At 63.5% G+C, this 21,280-nt stretch carries 23 protein-coding genes; 19 read left to right on the top strand and 4 right to left on the bottom strand.

Annotated elements, in window-relative coordinates:
- Nucleotides 1-95: 95 nt before the first annotated feature.
- Nucleotides 96-1,298 carry a bifunctional phosphopantothenoylcysteine decarboxylase/phosphopantothenate--cysteine ligase CoaBC gene (gene coaBC / locus MM194_RS14180; protein WP_241343907.1) on the bottom strand — a complete coding sequence of 401 codons (1,203 nt, stop codon included), beginning with the start codon at nt 1,296-1,298 and terminating at the stop codon, nt 96-98.
- Between the two features lie 147 nt (nt 1,299-1,445).
- Between coaBC and radC the strand changes: the two genes are divergently transcribed.
- The 6 genes from radC to MM194_RS14150 all read left to right on the top strand — a co-directional run bounded on the left by radC (nt 1,446) and on the right by MM194_RS14150 (nt 5,108).
- Entirely contained in the window at nt 1,446-2,120 is a 675-nt protein-coding gene (radC, locus tag MM194_RS14175) for a DNA repair protein RadC (protein WP_033132073.1), read from the top strand.
- A gap of 137 nt (nt 2,121-2,257) precedes the next feature.
- The gene (rpmB, locus tag MM194_RS14170) at nt 2,258-2,494 is read left to right on the top strand and encodes a 50S ribosomal protein L28 (RefSeq protein WP_005307492.1); all 237 of its coding nucleotides are present in this window, start codon (nt 2,258-2,260) and stop codon (nt 2,492-2,494) included.
- Nucleotides 2,495-2,505: 11 nt separating this feature from the next.
- Entirely contained in the window at nt 2,506-2,673 is a 168-nt protein-coding gene (gene rpmG / locus MM194_RS14165; RefSeq protein ID WP_005323752.1) for a 50S ribosomal protein L33, read from the top strand.
- Nucleotides 2,674-2,763: 90 nt separating this feature from the next.
- Nucleotides 2,764-3,219 carry a hypothetical protein gene (locus tag MM194_RS14160; protein WP_241343906.1) on the top strand — a complete coding sequence of 152 codons (456 nt, stop codon included), beginning with the start codon at nt 2,764-2,766 and terminating at the stop codon, nt 3,217-3,219.
- A 27-nt stretch (nt 3,220-3,246) separates the two neighbouring features.
- Nucleotides 3,247-4,059 (top strand): bifunctional DNA-formamidopyrimidine glycosylase/DNA-(apurinic or apyrimidinic site) lyase, encoded by an 813-nt coding sequence (gene mutM / locus MM194_RS14155; protein WP_241343905.1) that lies wholly within the window; start codon nt 3,247-3,249, stop codon nt 4,057-4,059.
- Between the two features lie 176 nt (nt 4,060-4,235).
- On the top strand, nt 4,236-5,108 hold the full coding sequence (locus MM194_RS14150; protein WP_033132076.1) for a VirK/YbjX family protein: 873 nt from the start codon (nt 4,236-4,238) through the stop codon (nt 5,106-5,108).
- Between the two features lie 61 nt (nt 5,109-5,169).
- Here MM194_RS14150 and coaD read toward each other — a convergent pair whose 3' ends face one another.
- Entirely contained in the window at nt 5,170-5,652 is a 483-nt protein-coding gene (coaD, locus tag MM194_RS14145) for a pantetheine-phosphate adenylyltransferase (protein ID WP_033132077.1), read from the bottom strand.
- A gap of 223 nt (nt 5,653-5,875) precedes the next feature.
- Here coaD and MM194_RS14140 point away from each other — a divergent pair, with 223 nt between their 5' ends.
- On the top strand, nt 5,876-6,919 hold the full coding sequence (locus MM194_RS14140; protein ID WP_033132078.1) for a glycosyltransferase family 9 protein: 1,044 nt from the start codon (nt 5,876-5,878) through the stop codon (nt 6,917-6,919).
- Between the two features lie 80 nt (nt 6,920-6,999).
- On the opposite strand, the gene MM194_RS14135 is transcribed toward MM194_RS14140, so the two are convergent.
- Nucleotides 7,000-7,776, bottom strand: a complete 777-nt coding sequence (locus MM194_RS14135) for a glycosyltransferase family 2 protein (RefSeq protein ID WP_033132085.1) — start codon at nt 7,774-7,776, stop codon at nt 7,000-7,002.
- Nucleotides 7,777-7,888: 112 nt separating this feature from the next.
- Here MM194_RS14135 and MM194_RS14130 point away from each other — a divergent pair, with 112 nt between their 5' ends.
- The 4 genes from MM194_RS14130 to MM194_RS14115 all read left to right on the top strand — a co-directional run bounded on the left by MM194_RS14130 (nt 7,889) and on the right by MM194_RS14115 (nt 11,257).
- Complete coding sequence (locus MM194_RS14130) at nt 7,889-8,053, top strand: hypothetical protein (protein ID WP_241343904.1); 165 nt, start codon at nt 7,889-7,891, stop codon at nt 8,051-8,053.
- A gap of 50 nt (nt 8,054-8,103) precedes the next feature.
- Nucleotides 8,104-9,201, top strand: a complete 1,098-nt coding sequence (gene waaF / locus MM194_RS14125) for a lipopolysaccharide heptosyltransferase II (protein WP_241343903.1) — start codon at nt 8,104-8,106, stop codon at nt 9,199-9,201.
- Nucleotide 9,202: 1 nt separating this feature from the next.
- Nucleotides 9,203-10,480: a lipid IV(A) 3-deoxy-D-manno-octulosonic acid transferase gene (gene waaA / locus MM194_RS14120; RefSeq protein WP_241343902.1), complete on the top strand. Its 1,278-nt coding sequence runs from the start codon at nt 9,203-9,205 to the stop codon at nt 10,478-10,480.
- A gap of 234 nt (nt 10,481-10,714) precedes the next feature.
- Complete coding sequence (locus MM194_RS14115) at nt 10,715-11,257, top strand: tetratricopeptide repeat protein (protein ID WP_241343901.1); 543 nt, start codon at nt 10,715-10,717, stop codon at nt 11,255-11,257.
- A 94-nt stretch (nt 11,258-11,351) separates the two neighbouring features.
- On the opposite strand, the gene MM194_RS14110 is transcribed toward MM194_RS14115, so the two are convergent.
- Nucleotides 11,352-12,215, bottom strand: a complete 864-nt coding sequence (locus tag MM194_RS14110) for a YicC/YloC family endoribonuclease (RefSeq protein WP_033130064.1) — start codon at nt 12,213-12,215, stop codon at nt 11,352-11,354.
- 147 nt (nt 12,216-12,362) lie between these two features.
- Here MM194_RS14110 and rph point away from each other — a divergent pair, with 147 nt between their 5' ends.
- The 8 genes from rph to MM194_RS14070 all read left to right on the top strand — a co-directional run bounded on the left by rph (nt 12,363) and on the right by MM194_RS14070 (nt 21,224).
- On the top strand, nt 12,363-13,079 hold the full coding sequence (gene rph, locus MM194_RS14105) for a ribonuclease PH (RefSeq protein WP_025328763.1): 717 nt from the start codon (nt 12,363-12,365) through the stop codon (nt 13,077-13,079).
- An 83-nt stretch (nt 13,080-13,162) separates the two neighbouring features.
- Nucleotides 13,163-13,816, top strand: coding sequence for an orotate phosphoribosyltransferase (gene pyrE / locus MM194_RS14100; protein ID WP_033130063.1), 654 nt, complete (start codon nt 13,163-13,165; stop codon nt 13,814-13,816).
- 161 nt (nt 13,817-13,977) lie between these two features.
- The gene (locus MM194_RS14095; RefSeq protein ID WP_241343900.1) at nt 13,978-16,377 is read left to right on the top strand and encodes a heavy metal translocating P-type ATPase; all 2,400 of its coding nucleotides are present in this window, start codon (nt 13,978-13,980) and stop codon (nt 16,375-16,377) included.
- Nucleotides 16,378-16,387: 10 nt separating this feature from the next.
- Nucleotides 16,388-16,777 carry a Cu(I)-responsive transcriptional regulator gene (gene cueR, locus MM194_RS14090; RefSeq protein WP_241343899.1) on the top strand — a complete coding sequence of 130 codons (390 nt, stop codon included), beginning with the start codon at nt 16,388-16,390 and terminating at the stop codon, nt 16,775-16,777.
- A gap of 277 nt (nt 16,778-17,054) precedes the next feature.
- Complete coding sequence (locus MM194_RS14085; protein ID WP_241343898.1) at nt 17,055-18,209, top strand: GGDEF domain-containing protein; 1,155 nt, start codon at nt 17,055-17,057, stop codon at nt 18,207-18,209.
- A 30-nt stretch (nt 18,210-18,239) separates the two neighbouring features.
- Complete coding sequence (locus tag MM194_RS14080) at nt 18,240-18,503, top strand: YihD family protein (protein WP_033129044.1); 264 nt, start codon at nt 18,240-18,242, stop codon at nt 18,501-18,503.
- A gap of 196 nt (nt 18,504-18,699) precedes the next feature.
- Nucleotides 18,700-20,148 carry a cytochrome c oxidase accessory protein CcoG gene (gene ccoG / locus MM194_RS14075; RefSeq protein ID WP_241343897.1) on the top strand — a complete coding sequence of 483 codons (1,449 nt, stop codon included), beginning with the start codon at nt 18,700-18,702 and terminating at the stop codon, nt 20,146-20,148.
- Between the two features lie 86 nt (nt 20,149-20,234).
- Nucleotides 20,235-21,224 carry a serine/threonine protein kinase gene (locus MM194_RS14070; protein ID WP_033129042.1) on the top strand — a complete coding sequence of 330 codons (990 nt, stop codon included), beginning with the start codon at nt 20,235-20,237 and terminating at the stop codon, nt 21,222-21,224.
- Nucleotides 21,225-21,280 lie beyond the last annotated feature (56 nt).

Below are 21,280 nucleotides of genomic sequence, written 5' to 3'. Positions count from 1 at the left end.
CTTCGGGAGCCAGCACGGGCAGTGCTGTCAGCTCCCGCTGAGTCAGTAGTCTGTCGGGATCGCGGATGGCGATCGGGGCGCTTCGCGCCGGGTGCTCAGGGTCGATAGTGACGCGCAATCAAGGCGATGAGATGACGAGCCAGCGTCAGCTTATCGGCCAGTGGCAGTGGGGCTTGACCCCCGTGCCAGAACACGGTCAGGGCATTGTCATCGGCATTGAAGCCCTGACCCGCGCGGGACACGTCGTTGGCGGCGATCATGTCCAGCCGCTTACGCCCCAATTTATCGAGAGCGTATTGTTCCACATCCGTGGTTTCGGCGGCAAATCCGACGGTGAAGGGTTTGTCTGGCAGCGCCCCCACGGCGGCGATGATGTCCGGGTTCTTGACCAGGGTCAGCACCATCTGGTCGTTGCCCCCGGTCTTCTTGATCTTCTGGCTGGCAACCTGGTCGGGTCTATAGTCCGCCACGGCGGCGCAACCGATGAAGAGGTCGCACTCGGCCACCCGGCTCATCACCGCCTGATGCATCTGCTCGGCGCTCTCTACATCGACTCGTGCTACTCCGCTTGGTGTCGCCAGGGCCACCGGGCCGCTCACCAGTGTCACTTCGGCGCCCGCCTCACGGGCGGCGCGGGCGATGGCGTAGCCCATCTTGCCGGAGCTGTGGTTGCTGATGTAGCGCACCGGATCCAGCGCCTCGCGGGTCGGCCCGGCGGTGAGCAGCAGTCTGATGCCCGCCAGTAGCGGCTCGGCGGCGAGCTGCTGGCAGCAGCGCTCGACCAGTTCGAGGGGATCCAGCATGCGGCCAGGGCCCACGTCGCCGCAGGCTTGGCTGCCGGAGTCCGGCCCCCACAGCAGGATGCCGCGGCTGGCCAGGGTATCCAGGTTGGCCTGGGTGGCGGCGTTGCGATACATCTGCTGGTTCATGGCCGGCGCCAAGGCGACTTGTGCCGGGGTCGCCAGGCAGAGGGTGGTCAGCAACTCGTCGGCCATGCCGGCGGCCATGCGCGCCATCAGATTGGCGCTGGCGGGGGCGATCAGTACCAGATCGGCCCATTTGGCCAGCTCGATGTGACCCATGCCGGCTTCGGCGGCGGGATCCAGCAGGCTGTCGGCGACCGGGTGGCCGGAGACGGCTTGCAGGGTCAGCGGGGTGATGAACTCCTTGGCGGAGCGGGTCATCACGACGCGCACCTCAGCCCCCTGATCTTTCAGGCGGCGTACCAGCTCGGCACTCTTGTAGGCGGCGATCCCGCCACTGACACCCAACAGGATGCGTTTATCGGCCAATCTCATCTGCTGTCTCTCTTCCGACTCACTCTGACTGGTCGGCTAAGATACCACAGGCTGTGGATGACGACAGAGGCTGACATGGGGGACTTGTGGTCGGGCTCCCGCGATTTTTTGCTATGTTTTCTCTCAACAGGGTAGCGGGAGAGACAAATGAGCATCAAGGAGTGGCCACAAGATGAACGCCCAAGAGAGAAGCTGCTGCGTCATGGCGCCGGGGTACTATCCGATGCCGAATTGCTGGCGATCTTCCTGCGTACCGGGGTCAACGGCCTGAGCGCGGTGGATCTCTCCCGCCAGCTGTTGCTGCAATTTGGCTCACTGCGGGCCCTGCTCGGTGCCGAGCAACCGGCCTTTTGTGCTGCCCATGGGCTGGGGCCCGCCAAATATGCCCAGCTGCAAGCCGTGCTGGAGATGAGCAAGCGCCATCTGGCGGAACAGTTGCAACGGGGGGATGCGCTGACCTCGCCCCAGCTGACCAGGGACTACCTGCAGGCCCAACTGCGGGACAGGCCACGAGAGGTGTTCGCCCTGTTGTTGCTGGACAATCAGCATAGAGTCATTCAATTCGTTGAACTTTTCTACGGTACGCTGGATGCGGCGAGCGTCTGGCCCAGGGAAATCGTGCAGATCGCGCTCAAACATAATGCAGCCGCCGTGATTCTGGCGCATAATCACCCGTCCGGCGTGGCCGAGCCCAGTCGGGCCGACCGCCAGATCACGGATCGGATCCTGGCCGCCCTGGCCTTGGTCGATATCAGAGTGCTGGATCACTTGGTGATCGGTGACGGCATCACGGTTTCTTTTGCTGAGCGTGGTTGGCTATAAACTGGGCTCTGGCACTGTATTAGTTGATCTTTGATCACGGATGCTGTATAAAATGCCGCCTTCTGTTTGCCCCGCAATCGAAGGCCAGCGGGGCAGATATTTGCTCGAGCAATGAAGTAAGATTTGGAGAGACTGACATGTCTAGAGTATGCCAAGTAACCGGCAAGCGCCCGGCAGTTGGTAACAACCGTTCGCACGCTAACAACGCTACCAAGCGTCGTTTCCTGCCGAACCTGCACACTCACCGTTTTTGGGTTGAGAGTGAAAAACGCTTCGTGAGCCTGCGCGTATCCGCAAAAGGCATGCGTATCATCGACAAGCGCGGCGTTGAAGTGGTTCTGGCTGAACTGCGTGCCAGCGGCGTTAAGGTATAAGGAATTAGATCATGGCTAAAGGTATTCGCGATAAGATTCGTCTGAACTCCAGCGCCGGTACTGGTCACTTCTATACCACTACCAAGAACAAGCGCACCATGCCCGAAAAAATGGAGATCAAGAAATTTGATCCCGTGATTCGTCAGCATGTGATCTACAAAGAAGGCAAAATCAAGTAACCACTTGAATTTGTCTCAAAAACCCGGCCTGGTGCCGGGTTTTTTTATGGCCGCAATTCAGTACACTGCCGGTTCGAGGGGAGAGTCGTCATGTTCAAATTGAGCCGTAAAGGCTGGAACAACCTGATCATCGTCGCCGTGCTGATCGTGATCACCCTGCTACACCGGCTGGAGCAGGCGCAGCAGGACAACAATGCTCAGCGGCCGCGTTCCCTGTTGCCGGAGTCCGCCGTGGTGCTGACCTGGCAGGGGCCGAGCTGGCAGATCGAGCGCATTGGTCAGGGCTGGCGCAGCGGCCCGGATCTGGGGCTGGATAGCGCCCAGCTGGCCGCGCAGATCGAAGGCTGGCAGGGCTGGTTGTTGCCGCTCGGCGAGGCTCTGCGCGGCACCCCCGTCACCCTCAAGATATGGGTCGCCGGCCAGAGCGATCCTATTGAGGTGGGGCTCTATCAGGATGACGGCAAGTTTGCGGCCCTGTTGCCGCCCTCGACCTGGCTCAGTTTGAGCCAGCAGCAGTACCGCAGCCTGTTGCGGCCGGCCCCCTGACCCACCCTGTTAGCCTGAGAGTCACTTATGCCTGAATTACCGGAAGTCGAAGTCAGCCGCCAGGGCATCTCGCCCTGGCTCACCGGCATCAAGGTCACCCGCGTGGTGGTGCGCGACGGCCGCCTGCGCTGGCCGGTGCCGGGCGAGATCCAGGAGCTGGTGGATCTCATCATCCACAGGGTCAGCCGCCGGGCCAAGTACCTGCTGCTGGAGACCGATTTTGGCACCGCCATCCTGCATCTCGGCATGTCCGGCAGCCTGCGGGTGCTGGACATCGGCACCCCGGCCGAGAAGCACGATCACGTGGACATCGAGCTCGCCAACGGCAAGCTGTTGCGACTTAACGATCCCCGTCGCTTCGGTGCCCTGTTGTGGACCCGTGAGCCGGCCGAGGCCCATGCGCTGCTGGCCAAGCTTGGCCCCGAGCCACTGACCGATGCCTTCAGCGCCAGCTACCTTCAAGGGCGGGCCAAGGGGCGCAGCACCCCGATCAAGACCTTCCTGATGGACAACCATGTGGTGGTCGGGGTGGGCAATATCTACGCCAACGAGGCGCTCTATGCCGCCGGCATTCATCCCAAGCGGGCGGCGGGCAACATCAGCGCCGAGCGGCTGGCAACCCTGGTGGCCGAGATCAAACGGGTGCTGGCGGCCGCCATCCAACAAGGGGGTACCACCCTCAAGGACTTCACCAGTGCCGATGGCAAGCCGGGGTATTTCGTGCAGCAGTTGCAGGTCTATGGCCGTGGCGGCCAGCCCTGCTTCCACTGCCACACCCTGCTGAGCGAGGTGCGGCTCGGGCAGCGCACCACGGTATTTTGCTCCCACTGTCAGCGCTGATGGCCACCATTTGGGGGGAAAGAAGGTGAAGTTGTAAGCGAGTATTGCCAGTCTGTTGAAGCCCCGCACGTCCATTACTACTATCTCGCTCACGCACGCAGCGAGATAATAAAATGACAGCAAAATCAATAGACTGGGATCATTTGTCCCGGCAGGAGCATTATTGCGCCCAAAAAATGGCGCGCTACCTCTACCCCGATGGCAGCAGCCGCAAGATCTTCAACCGCGGCAAATTCGTGCTGCGCAGCCTGCTCTATCGACCGCAGCTGAGTAGGGTGTTCGATCTGTTCCAGGCGGAGCCGCTCAGGGCGCTGCCGGCCCACTATCCCGAGTTGCTCGACAAGCCGATGCGGCCCTATCGCTTCGCCTGCTCCACCGTGAACCAGCGCACCGAGATGGTGGAGGCGCACTACCGCCTGCTGCTGGCCTGCTTCCCGACCCTCATCGAGCCTCTCTATCTGGGGCAGGGCATCGAGCTGGGCCGCTATCCCCAGAGCGATTGCCGCATCCTGCTGCGCCACGACGGTACCTTCCGGCGGGAGGCCGAGCTGGCCCTCTCCATCGTCAACGAGCGGGGAGAGCGGCTCTACAGCTGCGCCTTCTCCCTGGCTGGCTGCGAGCGTGAGCTGGCGCTGGTGATCGGCTCGGTGCAGGGGCCTGAACCCTGTGTCGCGCAGCCCCAGGAGCAGGTGCGGGCGCTGACCAAGGCCGGTCACGGTCTGAGGCCCAAGTCGCTGGTGGTGATGCTGGTGCTGGCGTTGGCCGAGGCGATGGGGGCCAGTCGTGTCTCCGCTGTGCGGATGAGGGCGCATATCTTCCAGGCCAGGCGTTACAGCCGGAAGAAGAGAGCCTGCCTGCAGGCGGATTATGACGAGTTGTGGCAGGAGTTTGGTGCTCTCCCCCATGACGCCAACTTCGTGCGGCTGCAACCGGCGGTGCGCAAGCCGCTGGAGGAGGTCGCCTCCAAGAAGCGCGCCATGTACCGGCGTCGCTACCAGTGGCTGGACGAGCTGACCCTGGCCTGCCAACGGGCGCTGGGGGCGGAGTAACGACCGCCCGGCCGACGGCGGTAGAAAACAACAGAGGGTCGCCTGCGGGCGACCCTTCTCGTTACTTGCCCTGCTTGGCGGCAATGGCCCGGGCGACGATGGGGTCGACAAACTGATGGATGTCGCCGCCGTGCAGGGCGACTTCCTTCACCAGGGTCGAGGAGATAAAGGAGTTCTCCTCCGCCGGGGTGAGGAACACGCTCTCCAGCTCCGGCATCAGCCGGCGGTTCATGTTGGCGAGCTGGAACTCGTACTCGAAGTCGGAGACGGCGCGCAGGCCGCGGATCAACACGTTGGCCCCCTGCTCCCTGGCAAAGCTCACCAGCAGGCCGGAGAAGCCGACCACCTTGACGTTGGGCAGGTGGGCGGTCACTTGCTGGGCAAGCAGGACACGCTCTGCCAGATCGAACAGCGGCTTCTTGCTCGGGCTGTTGGCCACCCCGACCACCACCTCGTCAAACAGCCTGGCGGCCCGGCCAATCAGATCGGTGTGGCCGTTGGTGATGGGGTCGAAGGTGCCTGGGTAAATTACCTTGTTGGTCATGCTGCGGATTCCTGCAACCGGGAAATTTGGTCGCATTATAGGGTCTGTTGATGCGTTGTCGCGATCGCGATGAGGCGGATTTCTGGCGCGAGATGCCCGGTTTGGTCGCCCAAATAAAGTCTCCTCGGCGTCTTCGCTTGAGAATAGCCCTGCATCAGGCAAGAATACCGGCACCGCGCATCAAGCCTTCCTGCATTGGTGACAGGAAGCAAAGGGATTTCTTATGAAACGCATTCTGGTAGTTCGCAATGACAAGATTGGTGACTTCATGCTGGCCTGGCCGAGCTTCGCCATGCTCAAGGGCTCCATGGATTGTCATGTGACTGCCCTGGTGCCTGCCTACACGGCACCCCTGGCCCGTCTCTGCCCCTGGATTGACGACATCATCCTGGATCCGGGCGCCCGGGCCGACAAGGAGCAGCAACGTGCCTTGCAGGCCCGCATCAAGGCCGCCACCTTCGATGCAGCCATCTGTCTGTTCTCCAACTCCCGCAACGCCATGCTGGTGTGGAAGGCACACATCCCCTACCGGTTGGCACCCGCCACCAAGTTGGCCCAGGTGCTCTACAACCAGCGGCTGATCCAGCGCCGCTCCCGCTCCCAGAAGCCGGAGTACGAGTACAACCTGGACCTGATCCGCCGCTTCCTCGCCGATCAGCAACTGAGTGCGGTGGAGCCCCAGACCCCCTACCTCAGCTTCGATCCGCAGAGCCTGCAGCAGGTGCGCGAGCAGCTGGCCACCAAGCTCAAGCTGGATGCCAGCCGGCCCTGGCTGATGGTGCATGCCGGCAGCGGTGGTTCGGCCAACAACCTCTCCATCCCGCAGTACGCCCGCCTCATCATCAAGCTCAACCAGGCCTGCCCCGAGTTGCAGTGCCTGTTGACGGCGGGGCCGGGAGAAGAGAGCAAGGCCGAGCTGCTTGCGGCCGAGCTGCTGGCCCACGGCGGCAACGGCTGGATCTACCGCTCCGACGAGGGGTTGCCGAAGTTCTGTCAGGTGATGGCCAACGCCGCCCTGTTCGTGGCGGGCAGCACGGGGCCGCTGCATATCGCGGCGGCGCTGGATGTGCCCACCGTCGGCTTCTTCCCGGCCCACCGCTCCGCCACCCCGCTGCGCTGGCGTCCGCTCAACAGCGAGGGTCGTCACCTGGCGTTCAGCCCGCCGGAAGACAGCGATCACCCGGAGGACATGAGCCAGCTCGATCCCAAGACCATGGCGGCGGCGATCGCCCGCTGGGCGCCGCCGTTCTGGCAGGCGCAGCGCTGACAAATGCAAACAGGGCCCTCGCGGGCCCTGTTTCATTATCCGGAATCCGGAGCCGCGGGTCGCGGCCGTGCCTGGCGCTGTTATTTGGGCGCCTGGGGCTGCTGACGGATCCAGAGATCCGCGTACTTCACGAAGGTGGAGTGGGCGGAGAGGATGGCGAGCAGCAGCCCCTGCTTGCCATCGAGGAAGCCGGCCTTGAGCAGGTACATCTTCAGGAAACAGCCCAGCGCATGCACCAGCCCCTGGCCGAGGGAGCCCTTCTTGCCGCGGGCGGTGCGCTGATCGGCCCAGGCTCTGGCATAACCGGCGGACTTCACCAGATAGTGCTCAAGATCCCGGTAGGTGAAGTGCAGCAGGTCGCCGTGCAGGTTGACGATCTTCATGTTGGCGCGCACCTCCACCTTCTCGTGCACCAGCACCTCGTTGTAACTGGTCAGCGCCTTGGGATAGAGCCGCAGCACCCGATCCGGATACCAGCCGCTGTGGCGGATGAAGCGGCCGAACACCCAGGAGAGGCGCGGGATGGAATAGATGGTGTCGGGAGCCGGGCTGGCCATGGTGGCGGCGATGGCCGCCTTCAGCTCGGGGGTGAGCCGCTCGTCCGCATCCAGCCACAGTACCCATTCGGACTGGACGTGGGACTGGGCGAGACGGCGCTGGCGGCCAAAGCCCGGCCACTCCTTGTTGACGAAGAAGCGGGCGCCGAATTCGGCGGCAATGCTTTGGGTCTCGTCCTGGCTGCCGGAATCCAGGATGACGATCTCGTCCACCAGGTCGCCGAGGGAGGCGAGGCAGGCGCGCAGGTTGTCGGCTTCATTCTTGACGATCAGGACGGCCGCCAGAGTCGGTTTTTTCACGGGTTCAGGGCTCTTGTTGGCGCCCGGCTGGCGGGCCACGATCAAATTGGCGCCCATTCTAGCCTAAAACGGCGGTCGGGGCAGGGATCCCGGGCAAGATTCAAGAGAGACGATGGGTATGGCAATGGCCGGTGAGTGGGGATCTTCCGTCACTGGTTTCCTGGCGCTGGCGCCGGCACTCCCCTGGCAGGATCCACCGCCGGGCTGCTCCTTCGGGGCCTGCACCGGCCCCAAGGACGGATCTTCTGTTATTTATCCGGCTACTCTTGGGGCATAATCTCGGCCAGTAACGATTAACCGCTGGGCTTGGCCCAAGAGATGCGTGAGATGAAGATATTGGTGATCGGCCCCTCCTGGGTCGGCGACATGGTGATGTCCCAGAGCCTCTACAAGGCGATCAAGGCCAATCAGCCCGACTGCGAGCTGCACGTAATGGCACCGGCCTGGTGTGTGGCGCTGCTGGAGCGGATGCCCGAGGTGGACAAGGCCATCCCCATGCCGCTCGGCCACGGCGACTTCAAGCTGAGGGCCCGCCGCCGGCTCGGCAAGCAGCTGGCCGCGGAGCAATACGATCAGGCCATCATCCAGCCCAACTCCATGAAGTCGGCGCTGATCCCCTGGTTTGCCGGGATCCCGGTGCGCACCGGCTGGAAGGGGGAGCATCGCTTCGGCCTGCTCAACGATCTGCGCAGCAACAAGCAGGCCTTCCCGCTGATGGTGGAAGCCTATCTGGCGCTGGCCTATCCCAAGGCGCAGATGAAGAGCCGGGCCGATATCCCGACCATTCCCCATCCCTCATTGCACGTGGATCTCATCAATCAGGAGCAGGCGCTGGTGCGGCTCGGGCTGGATCGTGCCCGTCCGGTGCTGGTGCTCTGCCCGGGGGCCGAGTTCGGCCCGGCCAAGCGCTGGCCGGAAGGCCACTACGCCGTGGTGGCGCAGAAGCACCTGGACGAAGGCTGGCAGGTGTGGATCTTCGGCTCCGGCAAGGACGTGGAGGTGGCCAACACCATTCGCGATCGCATCAATCCGCTGTCGCGCCCCAACTGCCACGTGCTGGCGGGCAAGACCAGCTTGCACGAGGCGATCGATCTGATGGCGCTGGCGGGGCGGGTCATCGCCAACGACTCCGGCCTGATGCATGTCGCCGCCGCCCTCAACCGGCCGCTGATCGGGGTCTATGGCTCCACCTCACCGCTCTACACGCCGCCGCTGGCGGACAGGGTCGAGATAGTGCACACCGATATCGAGTGCCGGCCCTGTTTCAAGCGCACCTGCAAGTTCGGCCACCTCAAGTGTCTGATCGAGTTGATGCCGGACCAGGTCATTGCGGCGGGAAAGCGGCTGGAGCGTAGCGAGGCAGGGGATCTGACTATCGCCCTGCAGCCGGTGGAAGATTCTTCTACTGAAGCCGGTAGTAAATAGCATGATCTATCGGCTGCTCTACAACCTGCTGATCCACCTCGGCCTGCCCCTGGTGCTGTTGGCCCTCTATCGACCGAAGAAGGGCAAGCCGGGTTTCGGGGCGCGCTGGGCCGAGCACCTCGGCCGGCTGCCGCCGAGTGGGCAGGAGGCGCCACTCTGGATCCACGCGGTCAGCGTCGGCGAGACCCTGGCCATCACCCCCTTCATTCGTGCCCTCAAGGCCGAGCGACCGGATCTCCCCATATTGCTCACCACCACCACCCGCACCGGCGCCGAGCAGGCCGCCAAGCTGGGAGATCTGGTGGTGCATCGCTACGCACCGCTCGACTACCCCTGGGCGGTAGCCGCCTTCCTCAAGCGCTTCCAGCCGCGGGCGCTCTGGGTGATGGAGACCGAGCTGTGGCCAAACTGGCTGGCGGCCTGCGAGGCGCACCACCTGCCGGTGACCATCCTCAACGCCCGTCTCTCCGAGCGATCCTGTCAGCGTTATGCCCGCTTCCAGGGGGCCTTCGATGCCCTCAGCCGCCCGCTGACCCATCTGCTCTGTCAGCACCAGGACGATGCGGATCGCTTCCATCGCCTCGGCATAGGCCGCGAGCGGCTGGCGGTGACCGGCTCCATCAAGTTCGATATCCAGCTGGATGACGATCTGTTGGCCAAGGGCCGGGCCCTGCGCCAGCAGCTGGGGGAGGGAAGACCGGTCTGGATTGCCGCCAGCACCCATCAGGGGGAGGATGAGCAGGTGCTGGCCGCCTTCGATCGAGTGTTGGTGACGCATCCCGAGGCGCTACTGGTGCTGGTGCCGCGCCATCCCGAGCGCTTCGAGCGGGTGGCCGAGCTGTGCGCGCCCTATGGCTGCGTGCGGCGCTCTGGGCGCCACGGCCAGGGCCGCGTGATCGAGGCAACCGACAAGGTTTATCTTGGCGATACCATGGGTGAGCTGCCACTGATGCTGGCGGCGGCGGATCTGGCCTTCGTCGGTGGCAGCCTGGTGCCCATCGGCGGCCACAACCTGCTGGAGCCGGCGGCGCTCGGCAAGCCCTGCCTGACCGGACCCGCCTTCTTCAACTTCAGCGACATCACTCGCCAGCTGGTGGCTCAGGGGGGCGCTCTGGTGGTGGCGGATGTGGCCGCGCTGGGGACCAGGGTGAGCGAGCTGCTGGCCGATGAGCACCAGCGCCGCGAGATGGGCGAGCAGGCCCGCGCCGTGGTGCTGCGCAACCAGGGCGCGTTGGCACGGACCCTGTCCCACTGCCTCGCCAGCCTGGAAAACGACTGACGCCCGGGGCCGGCAGCCTGCCGGCCCGTGTTATCCCGCCATTTTCTCCTGTCGCTCCTGCAAGCCTGCTTTCCCCATGACCCCTTTGCAACCAATTCCTCGGGCCTATGGTCGTGGGGCCGGATGGCGTGCCTTTCTCACGGGCAGACCAGCCGTGTGGCCGTCGCATCTTCGGGCCCGGGAGGGGTCTAATCTATTAATTGGATCCTGAGATCGAACCTGTGGAGGCGAGCCATGAAAGTCCTGAACATCTTGTTGGTGGGTATTCTGTGTCTCAGCAGCGGCCTGGCGCTGGCGGCGGGGGGCGGTGGTAGCAGCAGCGGTGGTGGAGGGAGTAGCGGCGGAGGAGGAGGGAGCAGTAGCAGCAACGGCGGCGACCGGTCCATGACCCAGCAAAAATTGCAACACGTCGAGCAACTGGTGAAGGCGCAGCAATGGTCGCAGGCGGAGGCTGAGTTGAGGGAACTGCGCCACAGCGCATCCCACTCGGCCGATGTGTGGAACTGGTCCGGTTACGTGGCCCGCAAGTCCGGTCGGCTGTCCGAGGCTTTTCCCTATTACGACAAGGCGCTGGAGATCGACCCGAAACACCGCGGCGCCCACGAGTACTTAGGGGAGGCCTACCTGCAAAACGGCGAGCGGCAGAAGGCCCAGGAGCAACTGCAGATCCTGCAGGGGCTGTGCGGCCAGTGCGAAGAGGCGCAGGATCTGACCACCGCGTTGAAGGCTGCCCCCCAACCTGCAAAAGAGAAGTCCGGCTTCCTGCTCGGTGGCTGAACCCAAATCGCGGGTAACTGATTGTCCATTCAATGCCAACAAAGAAGCCCTCGTTAACGAGGGCTTCTTCAATCGGCTCAGCAACAGCGCGGGATCACTCGATGTTCTGGATCTGCTCGCGCATCTGCTCGATGAGGACCTTCAGCTCGACCGCGGACTGGGTCACCTCGGCGTTGATGGATTTCGAACCGAGCGTGTTCGACTCGCGGTTGAACTCCTGCATCATGAAGTCGAGACGACGGCCACAGGCGCCGCCCTTCTTCATGATCTTGATGGTCTCGCTGATGTGCATCTCCAGACGATCCAGCTCCTCGGCCACGTCGATCTTCTGGGCCAGCAGCACGATTTCCTGCTCGATGCGGGCCGGATCCAGCTCGACCTTGGCCTCGACCAGACGGTCGGTGAGCTTCTGGCGCTGCCACTCGATGATCTGCGGCAGGTGCACGCGCACCTTCTTCACTTCCACCTGGATGCCGTCCAGACGCTGCTCGATCAGCGCCTTGAGGTTGGTCCCTTCGCTGGCGCGGGAGGCGATGAAGTCCTCCATGGTCAGATCGAAACCGCCCATCAATTCGGTGGCGACCGCATCCATGTCCTGCTCGGCGGCGGCCATGACGCCGGGCCAGCGCAGCACGTCCACCGGATTGAGTTGACCCTGACCGGCTTCTTTCATCACCCAGTTGGCGCCGTCAATGATGAGCTTGGCCAGCTCTTCATTGATGTGCAGCTGGCTGGCGGCGGCCTGGGCCGCCTCGAACCGCAGGTTGCACTCCACCTTGCCGCGCTGCAGCTTGGCACGGAAACGCTCGCGCAGGACCGGCTCTAGGCTGCGCAGCTGCTCCGGCAGGCGGATGTAGGTTTCCAGATAGCGCTGGTTGACCGAACGAATTTCCCAAACGGCTGTGCCCCAGTCGCCCTTGAATTCCTTGCGGGCGTAGGCGGTCATGCTGTGAATCATTGATTGTTCCGGGCTTGATGAAGTGTGCGGCCAGTATACTCAGCCAGGCTTGCCCCGTCAGCCGACAGCGTGGTTTTAGCGGCTGATATTTGGGGCGGGATCACTTATAATCCCCCGCCAATTTGAGCCAGCCCAGAGGTCAGTCCCATGTCCCGTCCCAGCGATCGCAGTGCCGCGCAAGTGCGCCCGGTTACCATCACCCGCAACTTCACCAAGCATGCGGAAGGATCTGTGCTGGTGGAGTTCGGCCACACCCGCGTGCTGTGCACCGCCAGCGTCGACACCAGCGTGCCGCGCTTCCTGAAAGGCAAGGGTCAGGGCTGGGTCACCGCCGAGTACGGCATGCTGCCGCGCTCCACCCATTCGCGCATGAACCGCGAGGCGGCCGCCGGCAAGCAGAGCGGTCGCACCCTGGAGATCTCCCGACTGATCGCCCGCTCCCTGCGTGCCGCTGTGGATTTGACCGCCCTCGGCGAGCACTCCATCACGGTGGATTGTGACGTGCTGCAGGCCGACGGCGGCACCCGCACCGCCGCCATCACAGGTGCCTGCGTGGCGCTGGTGGATGCGCTGAACTGGATGGTCGAGAAAGGCATGCTCAAGCAGAGCCCGCTCAAGCAGATGATCGCGGCGGTCTCCGTCGGCATGTATCAGGGCGAAGCCATCTGCGATCTGGAGTACGTGGAAGATTCCGCCGCCGAGACCGACATGAACGTGGTGATGACCGAAGACGGTCGCATCATAGAGGTGCAGGGCACCGCCGAGGCCGAGCCCTTCACCCACGAGGAGCTGCTGGCGATGCTGGCCCTCGCCAAGGGCGGCATCGACGACATCATAGCGCTGCAGAAGCAGGCGCTCTCCTGAATTTCTGATTTGAAAAACGCGGCATTGACCGCGTTTTTTTATACCCCCACACCAGTAAACGACAAGCCAAGCAAGGAGCCAGAATGAAAGCCTACCAGCGTCAATTTATCGAGTTCGCCCTGGAGAAACAGGTTCTCAAATTCGGTGAGTTCACCCTGAAATCCGGCCGCAAGAGCCCCTACTTCTTCAACGCCGGCCTGTTCAACAGCGGCCGCGATCTGGCCCGCCTCGGCCGCTTTTATGCCGCCGCCCTGATGGACGCTGGCATCGAATTCGATGTGCTGTTTGGTCCGGCCTACAAGGGGATCCCCATCGCCTCCGCCACCGCGGTGCAGCTGGTAGAGCAGCACGATGTGGATGTGCCCTGGTGCTTCAACCGCAAGGAGGCCAAGGATCACGGCGAAGGCGGCAATCTGGTGGGCTGCCCGCTCAAGGGGCGCATCATGCTGGTGGACGATGTCATCACCGCCGGGACCGCCATCCGCGAATCCATGGATCTGATCCAGGCCAACGGTGCCTCCCTGGCCGGCGTGCTGATTGCCCTGGATCGCCAGGAGAAGGGCAAGGGCGAGCTCTCCGCCATTCAGGAGGTAGAGCGCGACTACGGCGCCCACATCATCGCCATCATCCAGATGAGCGACCTGATCCAGTATCTGGAAGAGAAGCAGGCGGAGCAGCCCGCGCTGGCCGAGCAACTGGCGGCCATGCGGGCCTACCGCGCCCAGTACGGGATCTGACGACGACCGGACCTGTGGTCTGAGTTCGTCGCTCCGTTCGAGAGCAAAATACGGCGCCAACAGGCGCCGTATTTTATTTGCACAAAAAGTGAAGACAGCCGCTTGAGCTTACCCTTACAGTAAAGGTTAATGTTTGCGGGTCAACTCCGAGGAGGATTGTCATGACCATGCACATTCAACTTCCCATCAGCGGCATGAGCTGCGCCAACTGCGCCAGCCGGATCACCACCGCCCTCAACAAACTCGACGGGGTCGAAGCTACCGTCAACTTCGCGCTGGAGCAGGCGGCCATCGATCTGAGCCAGAATGCCCAGCTGCCGGTGGTACTGGAGAGCATCAAGTCTCAGGGTTACGACTACGGCGAAGAGACGCTGCTGTTTCAAATTTCTGGCATGACCTGTGCCGGTTGTTCGGCTCGGCTAAACAAGATGCTGAGCGCGCTGCCGGGGGTCATCTCGGCGGACGTGAACTTCTCCCTCGAGCAGGCCCGCATCACCCAGGTACCCGGCGTGCAGACCCCGGCCTCCCTGCGCGAGCAGATCGAGGGGCTGGGCTTCGGCGCCCAGCTGGCGCAAGGCAGTGCCAGCGCCCGCCGTCAGCAACTGCTGGCCCGGGAAGAGCAAGAGTCCGCCGCCGCCCACAAGGCGCTGATCCAGGTCAGCATCTCGGTCCTGCTGACCCTGCCGCTGCTAGTGGGGATGCTGGCTATGGCGGGGCTGCTGCCCTGGCATCTGCCCGCCTGGCTGGAGCTGGTGCTCGCCACCCCGGTGCAGTTCTGGATCGGGGCCCGCTTCTATCGTGGCGCCTGGCTGGCCATCAAGAACCGCTCCGCCAACATGGACGTATTGGTCGCCACCGGCACCAGCGCCGCTTACTTCTACAGCCTCTACCTGTTGCTGACCTTAGGCGTGGCCGCCAGCGGCAAGCTCTACTTCGAGGCGAGCGCCATCATCATCACCCTGATTTCGTTAGGGAAGTTGCTGGAGGCGCGCGCCCGGCGCAGCACCCAGTCCGCCATTCGCGAGCTGATGGCGCTGCGTCCCGAGACCGCTACCGTCTGGCGCGGAGAGGCGTGGCAGAGCGTTGCCGTTGACGAGGTGCTGCGTGGCGATCGGCTGCGGGTGCTGGTCGGTGAACGGGTGCCGGTGGATGGCAAGATCACCAGCGGCGAGAGCGAGCTGGATGAATCCATCCTCACCGGCGAGAGCCTGCCGGTGCTGCGCACCTCGGGTGACAACGTGCTGGGCGGTGCCATCAACCGCTCCGGCGTGCTGGAGATCGAGGCCACCACAGTGGGGGAAGACTCCAGCCTCAGCAAGATCATCGCCCTGGTGGAGAGCGCCCAGATGGGCAAGGCCCCGCTGCAACAGCTGGTGGACAAGGTCTCCGCCGTGTTCGTGCCGGTGGTGATGGCCATCGCCCTGCTCACCCTGCTGGTGTGGTACGCCATCGGCAACGACTTCGGTCAGGCGTTGCTGGCGGCGGTAGCCGTGCTGGTGATCGCCTGTCCCTGTGCCCTGGGGCTGGCCACGCCGGCCGCCATCGTCACCGGTACCGGGGTGGCGGCCCGTCACGGCATCCTGATCAAGGACGTGGATACCCTGCAAAAGGCCCACGCCATCAAGGCGCTGATCTTCGACAAGACCGGCACCCTCACCCAGGGCAAGCCGGTGCTGGCGAGCTGGAGCGGCAACGAGGAGCAGCTGCGTCTGGCCGCCGCCCTGCAACAGGCGAGCGAACACCCGCTGGCACTGGCGATGCGGGAGGCGGTCAGTGGCGACGCCCTGCCGCAACCGGACGAGGTGGAGGTGCGCGTCGGTGCCGGTATCCTCGGCAAGGTGGCAGGTCATGAGGTGGCCATCGGCAACCCCTCCCTGCTGAGCGCGCTCGGGATCCCCATGCCGACGCAGGATGAGGTGGACAGCGATGGCGCGACCCGGGTCTGGGTCGCCATCGACGGCGTGGCGGTTGGCATCGCCGCCCTGGCCGACACCCTGCGCCCCGAGAGCCCGGCCGCCATCGCGACCCTGCGCCAGCGTGGCATCGCCAGCTGGCTGGTGAGCGGTGATGCACCGGCACCCGTGGCCCATATCGCCGCCAAGCTGGGGCTGGACGGCGCCTTCGATTCTGTGCTGCCCGCCGGCAAGGTGGCCAAGGTCGAGGCGCTGCGCGCCCAGGTCGACGGCCTGGTGGCCATGGTCGGGGACGGGGTGAACGACGCCCCGGCCCTGGCGGCGGCCGATGTGGGGATCGCCATGGGCTCGGGCTCCGACGTGGCGATGGAGACCGCCTCCATCACTCTCATGAGATCGGATCCACGGCTGGTGGCGGATGCCATCGACATCTCGGCGGCGACCTGGCGCACCATACAGCAGAACTTGTTCTGGGCCTTCGTGTTCAACGTGGTCGGCATTCCGCTGGCGGCGCTGGGCTACCTCAGCCCCGAGCTGGCGGGGGCGGCCATGGCCCTGAGCAGCATCACGGTATTGAGCAATTCCCTGTTACTGAAACGCTGGCGACCAAAGGCGGGCAACCGTGTCAGCGTTCACCCGCACATTTAAGGAGTCATCGATGAACATCAGCAAGGTTGCCAAGGCGACGGGACTGACCGCCAAGACCATCCGCTACTACGAGAGCATCGGTCTCATTACGGCGCCGGTACGCAGCGACAACGGCTACCGCAGCTACAGCGACGGGGCCCTGCGGGAGCTGCGCTTCGTCAAGCGGGCGCGGGAGACGGGCTTCAATCTGGAGGAGTGCCAGGAGTTGCTGGCGCTCTACCGGGACGAACACAGGACCAGCGCCCAAGTGAAGAAGCTGGCCCAGGAGAAGATAGTGGATCTGCGCACCCGCATCGCCGGTCTGCAGGCCATGCTGGCCTCCCTCGAGGAGGTGGTGGGGTGCTGCCACGGGGATGCGAGCCCGGAGTGCCCCATCCTGGACGAGTTGGAGCGCGGCTAAGCCAAGGTCAGAGCCCCGTGTGCTTCAAATGCTGGACGAGTTGGAGCGCGGCTAAGCCAAGGTCAGAGCCCCGTGTGCTTCAAATGCTGGACGAGTTGGATCGCGGCTAAGTCAAGGTCAGAGCCCCGTGTGCTTCAAATGCTGGACGAGTTGGAGCGCGGCTGAGGTATCAGCGGCCCTGCCATGGGGCTGATTGGCAGCTTAATAGCGGTCGATTGATTGTTGGCCCGGAAGAGGGAGTGCTAGACTGGTCGGCTATTGTACAGGGAGTATGCAGTTGACTCAGAGTGTGACACGCCAGGTGAGGCAGGCCATCATGGTCCAGCTGTACACCCATGCCTCTTTCAGCCTGCCTTGTCTGGCGCTGCTGGCGATCAGCTGGAGCTTGCTGTGCCACGATTACCTGCCGGCCAGGGAGGCGCTGGGTTGGCTGGGGCTGATCTGCCTGCTGCTGCTGGGACGCTGGTGGCATCTGCGCTGGCGGGCGCCCAGGCTGGCACAGTTGCCGTTGGTCATGCTGGAGCGCGAGCTGTTCATCGGGGTGACCATCACCTCCATCGTCTGGGCGCTCGGGGTGCTGCTCTACATGGACAAACTGCCCGACACCTACAGGGCCGCCATGATGATGCTCTCCAGCTTGATCCTCACCGGCAGTGCCATCATGCTGTTCGGCAGCCGGCGCACCCTCTATGGCGCCGTGCTGCCGCTCGGGTTTGCCATGCTGTTCGAACTCAGCGGCGGCAACGAGCAGGAGCGGATCGTCTCCTGCATGCTGGCAGGCTACCTGTTCGTGTTTCTGCCGACCCTGCTGCGCCGGTTGCGGCGAGATCAGGTCGCCTCCCTCTATCACCGCTTCTCCAATGCGGATCTGGTGGCCGAGCTCAAAGCGGTCTCCGAACATCTCAAGCTCACCTCCCGCCTGGACGGGCTGACCGGCATCGCCAATCGTGCTCACCTAGATGACTGTCTGGCACGGGCCTGGCGCCGCTGTCAGCGAGCCAGGGCGCCTCTGTCGCTGGTGCTGGTGGATGTGGATTACTTCAAGCAGTTCAACGATCACTATGGCCATCAGCTGGGGGACCAGTGTCTGCAGGAGGTAGCGGGCCTGCTGGCGGAGGTGCTGCGGCGGGAGGATGACCTGGCCGCCCGTTACGGCGGGGAGGAGTTTGCCCTGCTGTTGCCCTGCACCAGCCAGCAGGGGGCTGTCCAGATCGCCGAGCAGGTGCGCGCCGCCCTGCGCGCTCTGGGCATTCCGCATCAGCAATCCCGAGTCTCGGGGCGGGTCAGTTGCAGCTTCGGGGTGGCGACTCTGGTGCCTGATCAGAGCGGCTCCATCGCCGAGCTTATCCAAAAAGCGGATGCGGCCCTCTATCAGGCGAAGCATAATGGGCGGGATCGTATCGAAGCAGCCTTGATGGGTAAGGTTGCCTGAGTTTCAAAAGACAGATGAGAGAGGTCGTCTATGCAATGTCATCGTATCGAAGAGCTGCTGGAGCTGTTGCAGCCAGCCTGGATCAAGGAACAGGACCTCAGCCTGGTGCAGTTCATCACCAAGCTGGCGGCGGAAGCCGGTTATGAGGGCGCCCTGTCCGAGCTGACCGATGACATGCTGATCTACCACCTCAAGATGCGGGATGCCGACAAGCAGGCGCTGATCCCCGGGCTTGCCAAGGACCATGTTCCCGACTTCAAGGAAGCCCTGCTCAAGGCCCGCGGCATCAAGTAAAGGTTGCCCCGACGGGAAGCTGACAGGTTTTCAAAGGAATCTCAAAAAAAGGTCCGTAGTCAACTGGCGACGGACCTTTTTTGTTACCCGGAATTGCGACGGGTCTCGAACTATAGATACATTTAACCCACACAATTAGCAGGTTGTTTAAGATATAATCTGCTTCATAACAATATAAGTGGAGCGATGTGCTGCAATGGCCGACCAGGACAAGATCGATATCAAGGATGTCACCGGCGATGTCACCGGGACCTTCAATCCCAACACCTTCAAAGCCAGCGATGACAGGTTCAACCCGGGCAACCGCATCTATGTGAGATCCCAGACCGGCTACTGGCAGCGGGTGCGCAAGGTCATGGGCTGGTTCTTCGTCGCCCTCTTCGTCGCCCTGCCCTGGTTGCGCTACGACGGCCGCCAGGCCGTGCTGTTCGATCTCGAGCATCAGCAGTTCCACATCTTCGGCGCCACCATCTGGCCGCAGGATCTGACCCTGCTGGCCTGGGTCTTCATGATCGCCGCCTTCGCCCTCTTCTTCGTGACTACCTTCCTCGGCCGGGTCTGGTGTGGCTATCTCTGCCCGCAGACGGTGTGGACTTTCATGTTCATCTGGTTTGAGGAGAAGCTGGAAGGCTCCGCCAACAAGCGCCGCAAGCTGGATGCCGCCCCCTGGAGTGGTGAGAAGCTGGCCCGCAAGGGGACCAAGCACCTGGCCTGGATCCTGCTGTCGCTGGGTACCGGCCTCACCTTCGTGGCCTATTTCCAGGACGTGTATCAGCTGGTGCCTGACTTCTTCACCCTGCAGGCGAGCGGTTGGGTCATCTTCTGGGCGCTGTTCTTCGCCGCCTGTACCTACGGCAACGCCGGCTGGATGCGCGCCATCATGTGCATCCACATGTGCCCCTATGCCCGTTTCCAGTCCGCCATGTTCGACAAGGACACCTACATCGTCGGCTATGACGCCAAGCGCGGCGAGGCGCGCGGCCCACGCGCCCGCAAGGCGGATCCCAAGGCGCTGGGGTTGGGGGACTGCATCGACTGCGACCTCTGCGTCCAGGTCTGCCCGACCGGCATCGACATCCGCGACGGCCTGCAATACGAGTGCATCAACTGCGGCGCCTGCGTCGATGCCTGCGACCAGACCATGGACAGGATGGGTTATCCCAAGGGGCTCATCAGCTACACCACGGAGCACAAGCTGGCCCACAACTCCACTCAGGTGGCGCGGCCCAAGCTGCTCGGCTACGGCCTGGTGATGGTGATCATGCTGGGGGTCTTCGTCTACAACGCCATGTCCATCATGCCCATGGGGCTCGACATACTGCGGGATCGCAACCAGCTGTTCCGGGAGAACAGCGAGGGGCTCATCGAGAACACCTATACCCTCAAGATCCTCAACAAGACCCTGCAACCCCAGCGCTACCAGCTGGACGTGGAAGGCTTGCCGGAATACCAGTGGTTCGGCCCACGGGAGGTGACTCTCAAACCAGGGGAAATCTTCACCCTGCCGGTGAGTCTGGCGGTGGATCCCTTCAACCTGAAGAAGCCGACCCTGGATATCCAGTTCGTGCTCAAACGGGAAGGGGTCGCTGCGGATGACAGCAAGGGTTCCCTGCGCCAGGCCAGCAAGTTTATCAGCCGGTTGTGACGGCTGACGCGACAAATGGCGGGTCAGTTTAGCCGCCATCGGGGGCAGTGATGAGATAGAATGGGGCGCAACAGCGCCCCTTTCTTATGGTGGATGACATGCGTTTCAACTATTCCGACCTCAATCCCGATCTCATCATGGATGCTATCGATCTCAGCGGCCTGCGCATCGATTCCGGCCTCATCGAGCTCAACAGTTACGAGAACCGGGTCTACCAGTTTCAGGACGAGGATCGTCGCCGCTACGTGGTGAAATTCTATCGTCCCGGCCGCTGGAGTAGGGCCCAGATCCTGGAGGAGCACGGTTTCGCCGCCCGCCTCAACGAATCCGAGATCCCGGTGGCGGCACCGCTCGCCTTCGCCGGCGAGACCCTGCTGGAGCATCAGGGTTACCCCTTCGCCATCTGGCAGAGTGTCGGCGGTCGCCAGTTCGAGGTGGACAACCTGGAGCAGCTGGAGTGGGTGGGGCGCTACCTCGGCCGCATCCACCGGATCGGCGCCAGCCGCCCGTTCCATCATCGTGTCCGGCTTGACGTGGAGAGCATGCTGCACGAGCCACGCCAGCTGCTGGCGGCCGGGGAGTGGGTACCGAGCGGACTGGCCAAGCAGTTCTTCGGGGTGCTGGATGAGCTGATCCGCCACGTGTGCGACGCCATGGCCCTGGACGTGGCCCAGATCTCCCTGCACGGGGATTGCCACCCCGGCAACATCCTGTGGCGCGACGGCCCCATGTTCGTCGATCTCGATGACTGTCGCACCGGCCCCGCCATTCAGGATCTCTGGATGCTGCTCAGCGGCGATCGTAACGAGCAGCTGATCCAGCTCGATACCCTGCTGGCGGGCTACGAGGAGTTCATGGAGTTCGACCCGCGGGAACTGGCGCTGGTAGAACCCCTGCGGGCCATGCGCATCGTCCACTACATGGCCTGGCTGGCCCGGCGCTGGGAGGATCCGGCCTTCCCCCGTCACTTCCCCTGGTTCAATACCGATCACTACTGGCGCCAGCAGATCGCCACCCTGCATGATCAGCTGGAGGCCTTGAAGGCCCCGCCGCTGAGCTTGATGCCGGACTGGTGAGACACGTGAATCGTCATGGGAGCAGCGGTTCGCCAGCCCTCTGTATGACCAGCTGG

Source organism: Aeromonas sp. MR16 (assembly GCF_022549315.1).
Classification (GTDB): domain Bacteria; phylum Pseudomonadota; class Gammaproteobacteria; order Enterobacterales; family Aeromonadaceae; genus Aeromonas; species Aeromonas aquatica.
Note: the sequence above shows the minus strand (reverse complement) of the source record. Positions and strands in the feature narration are given on the sequence as shown.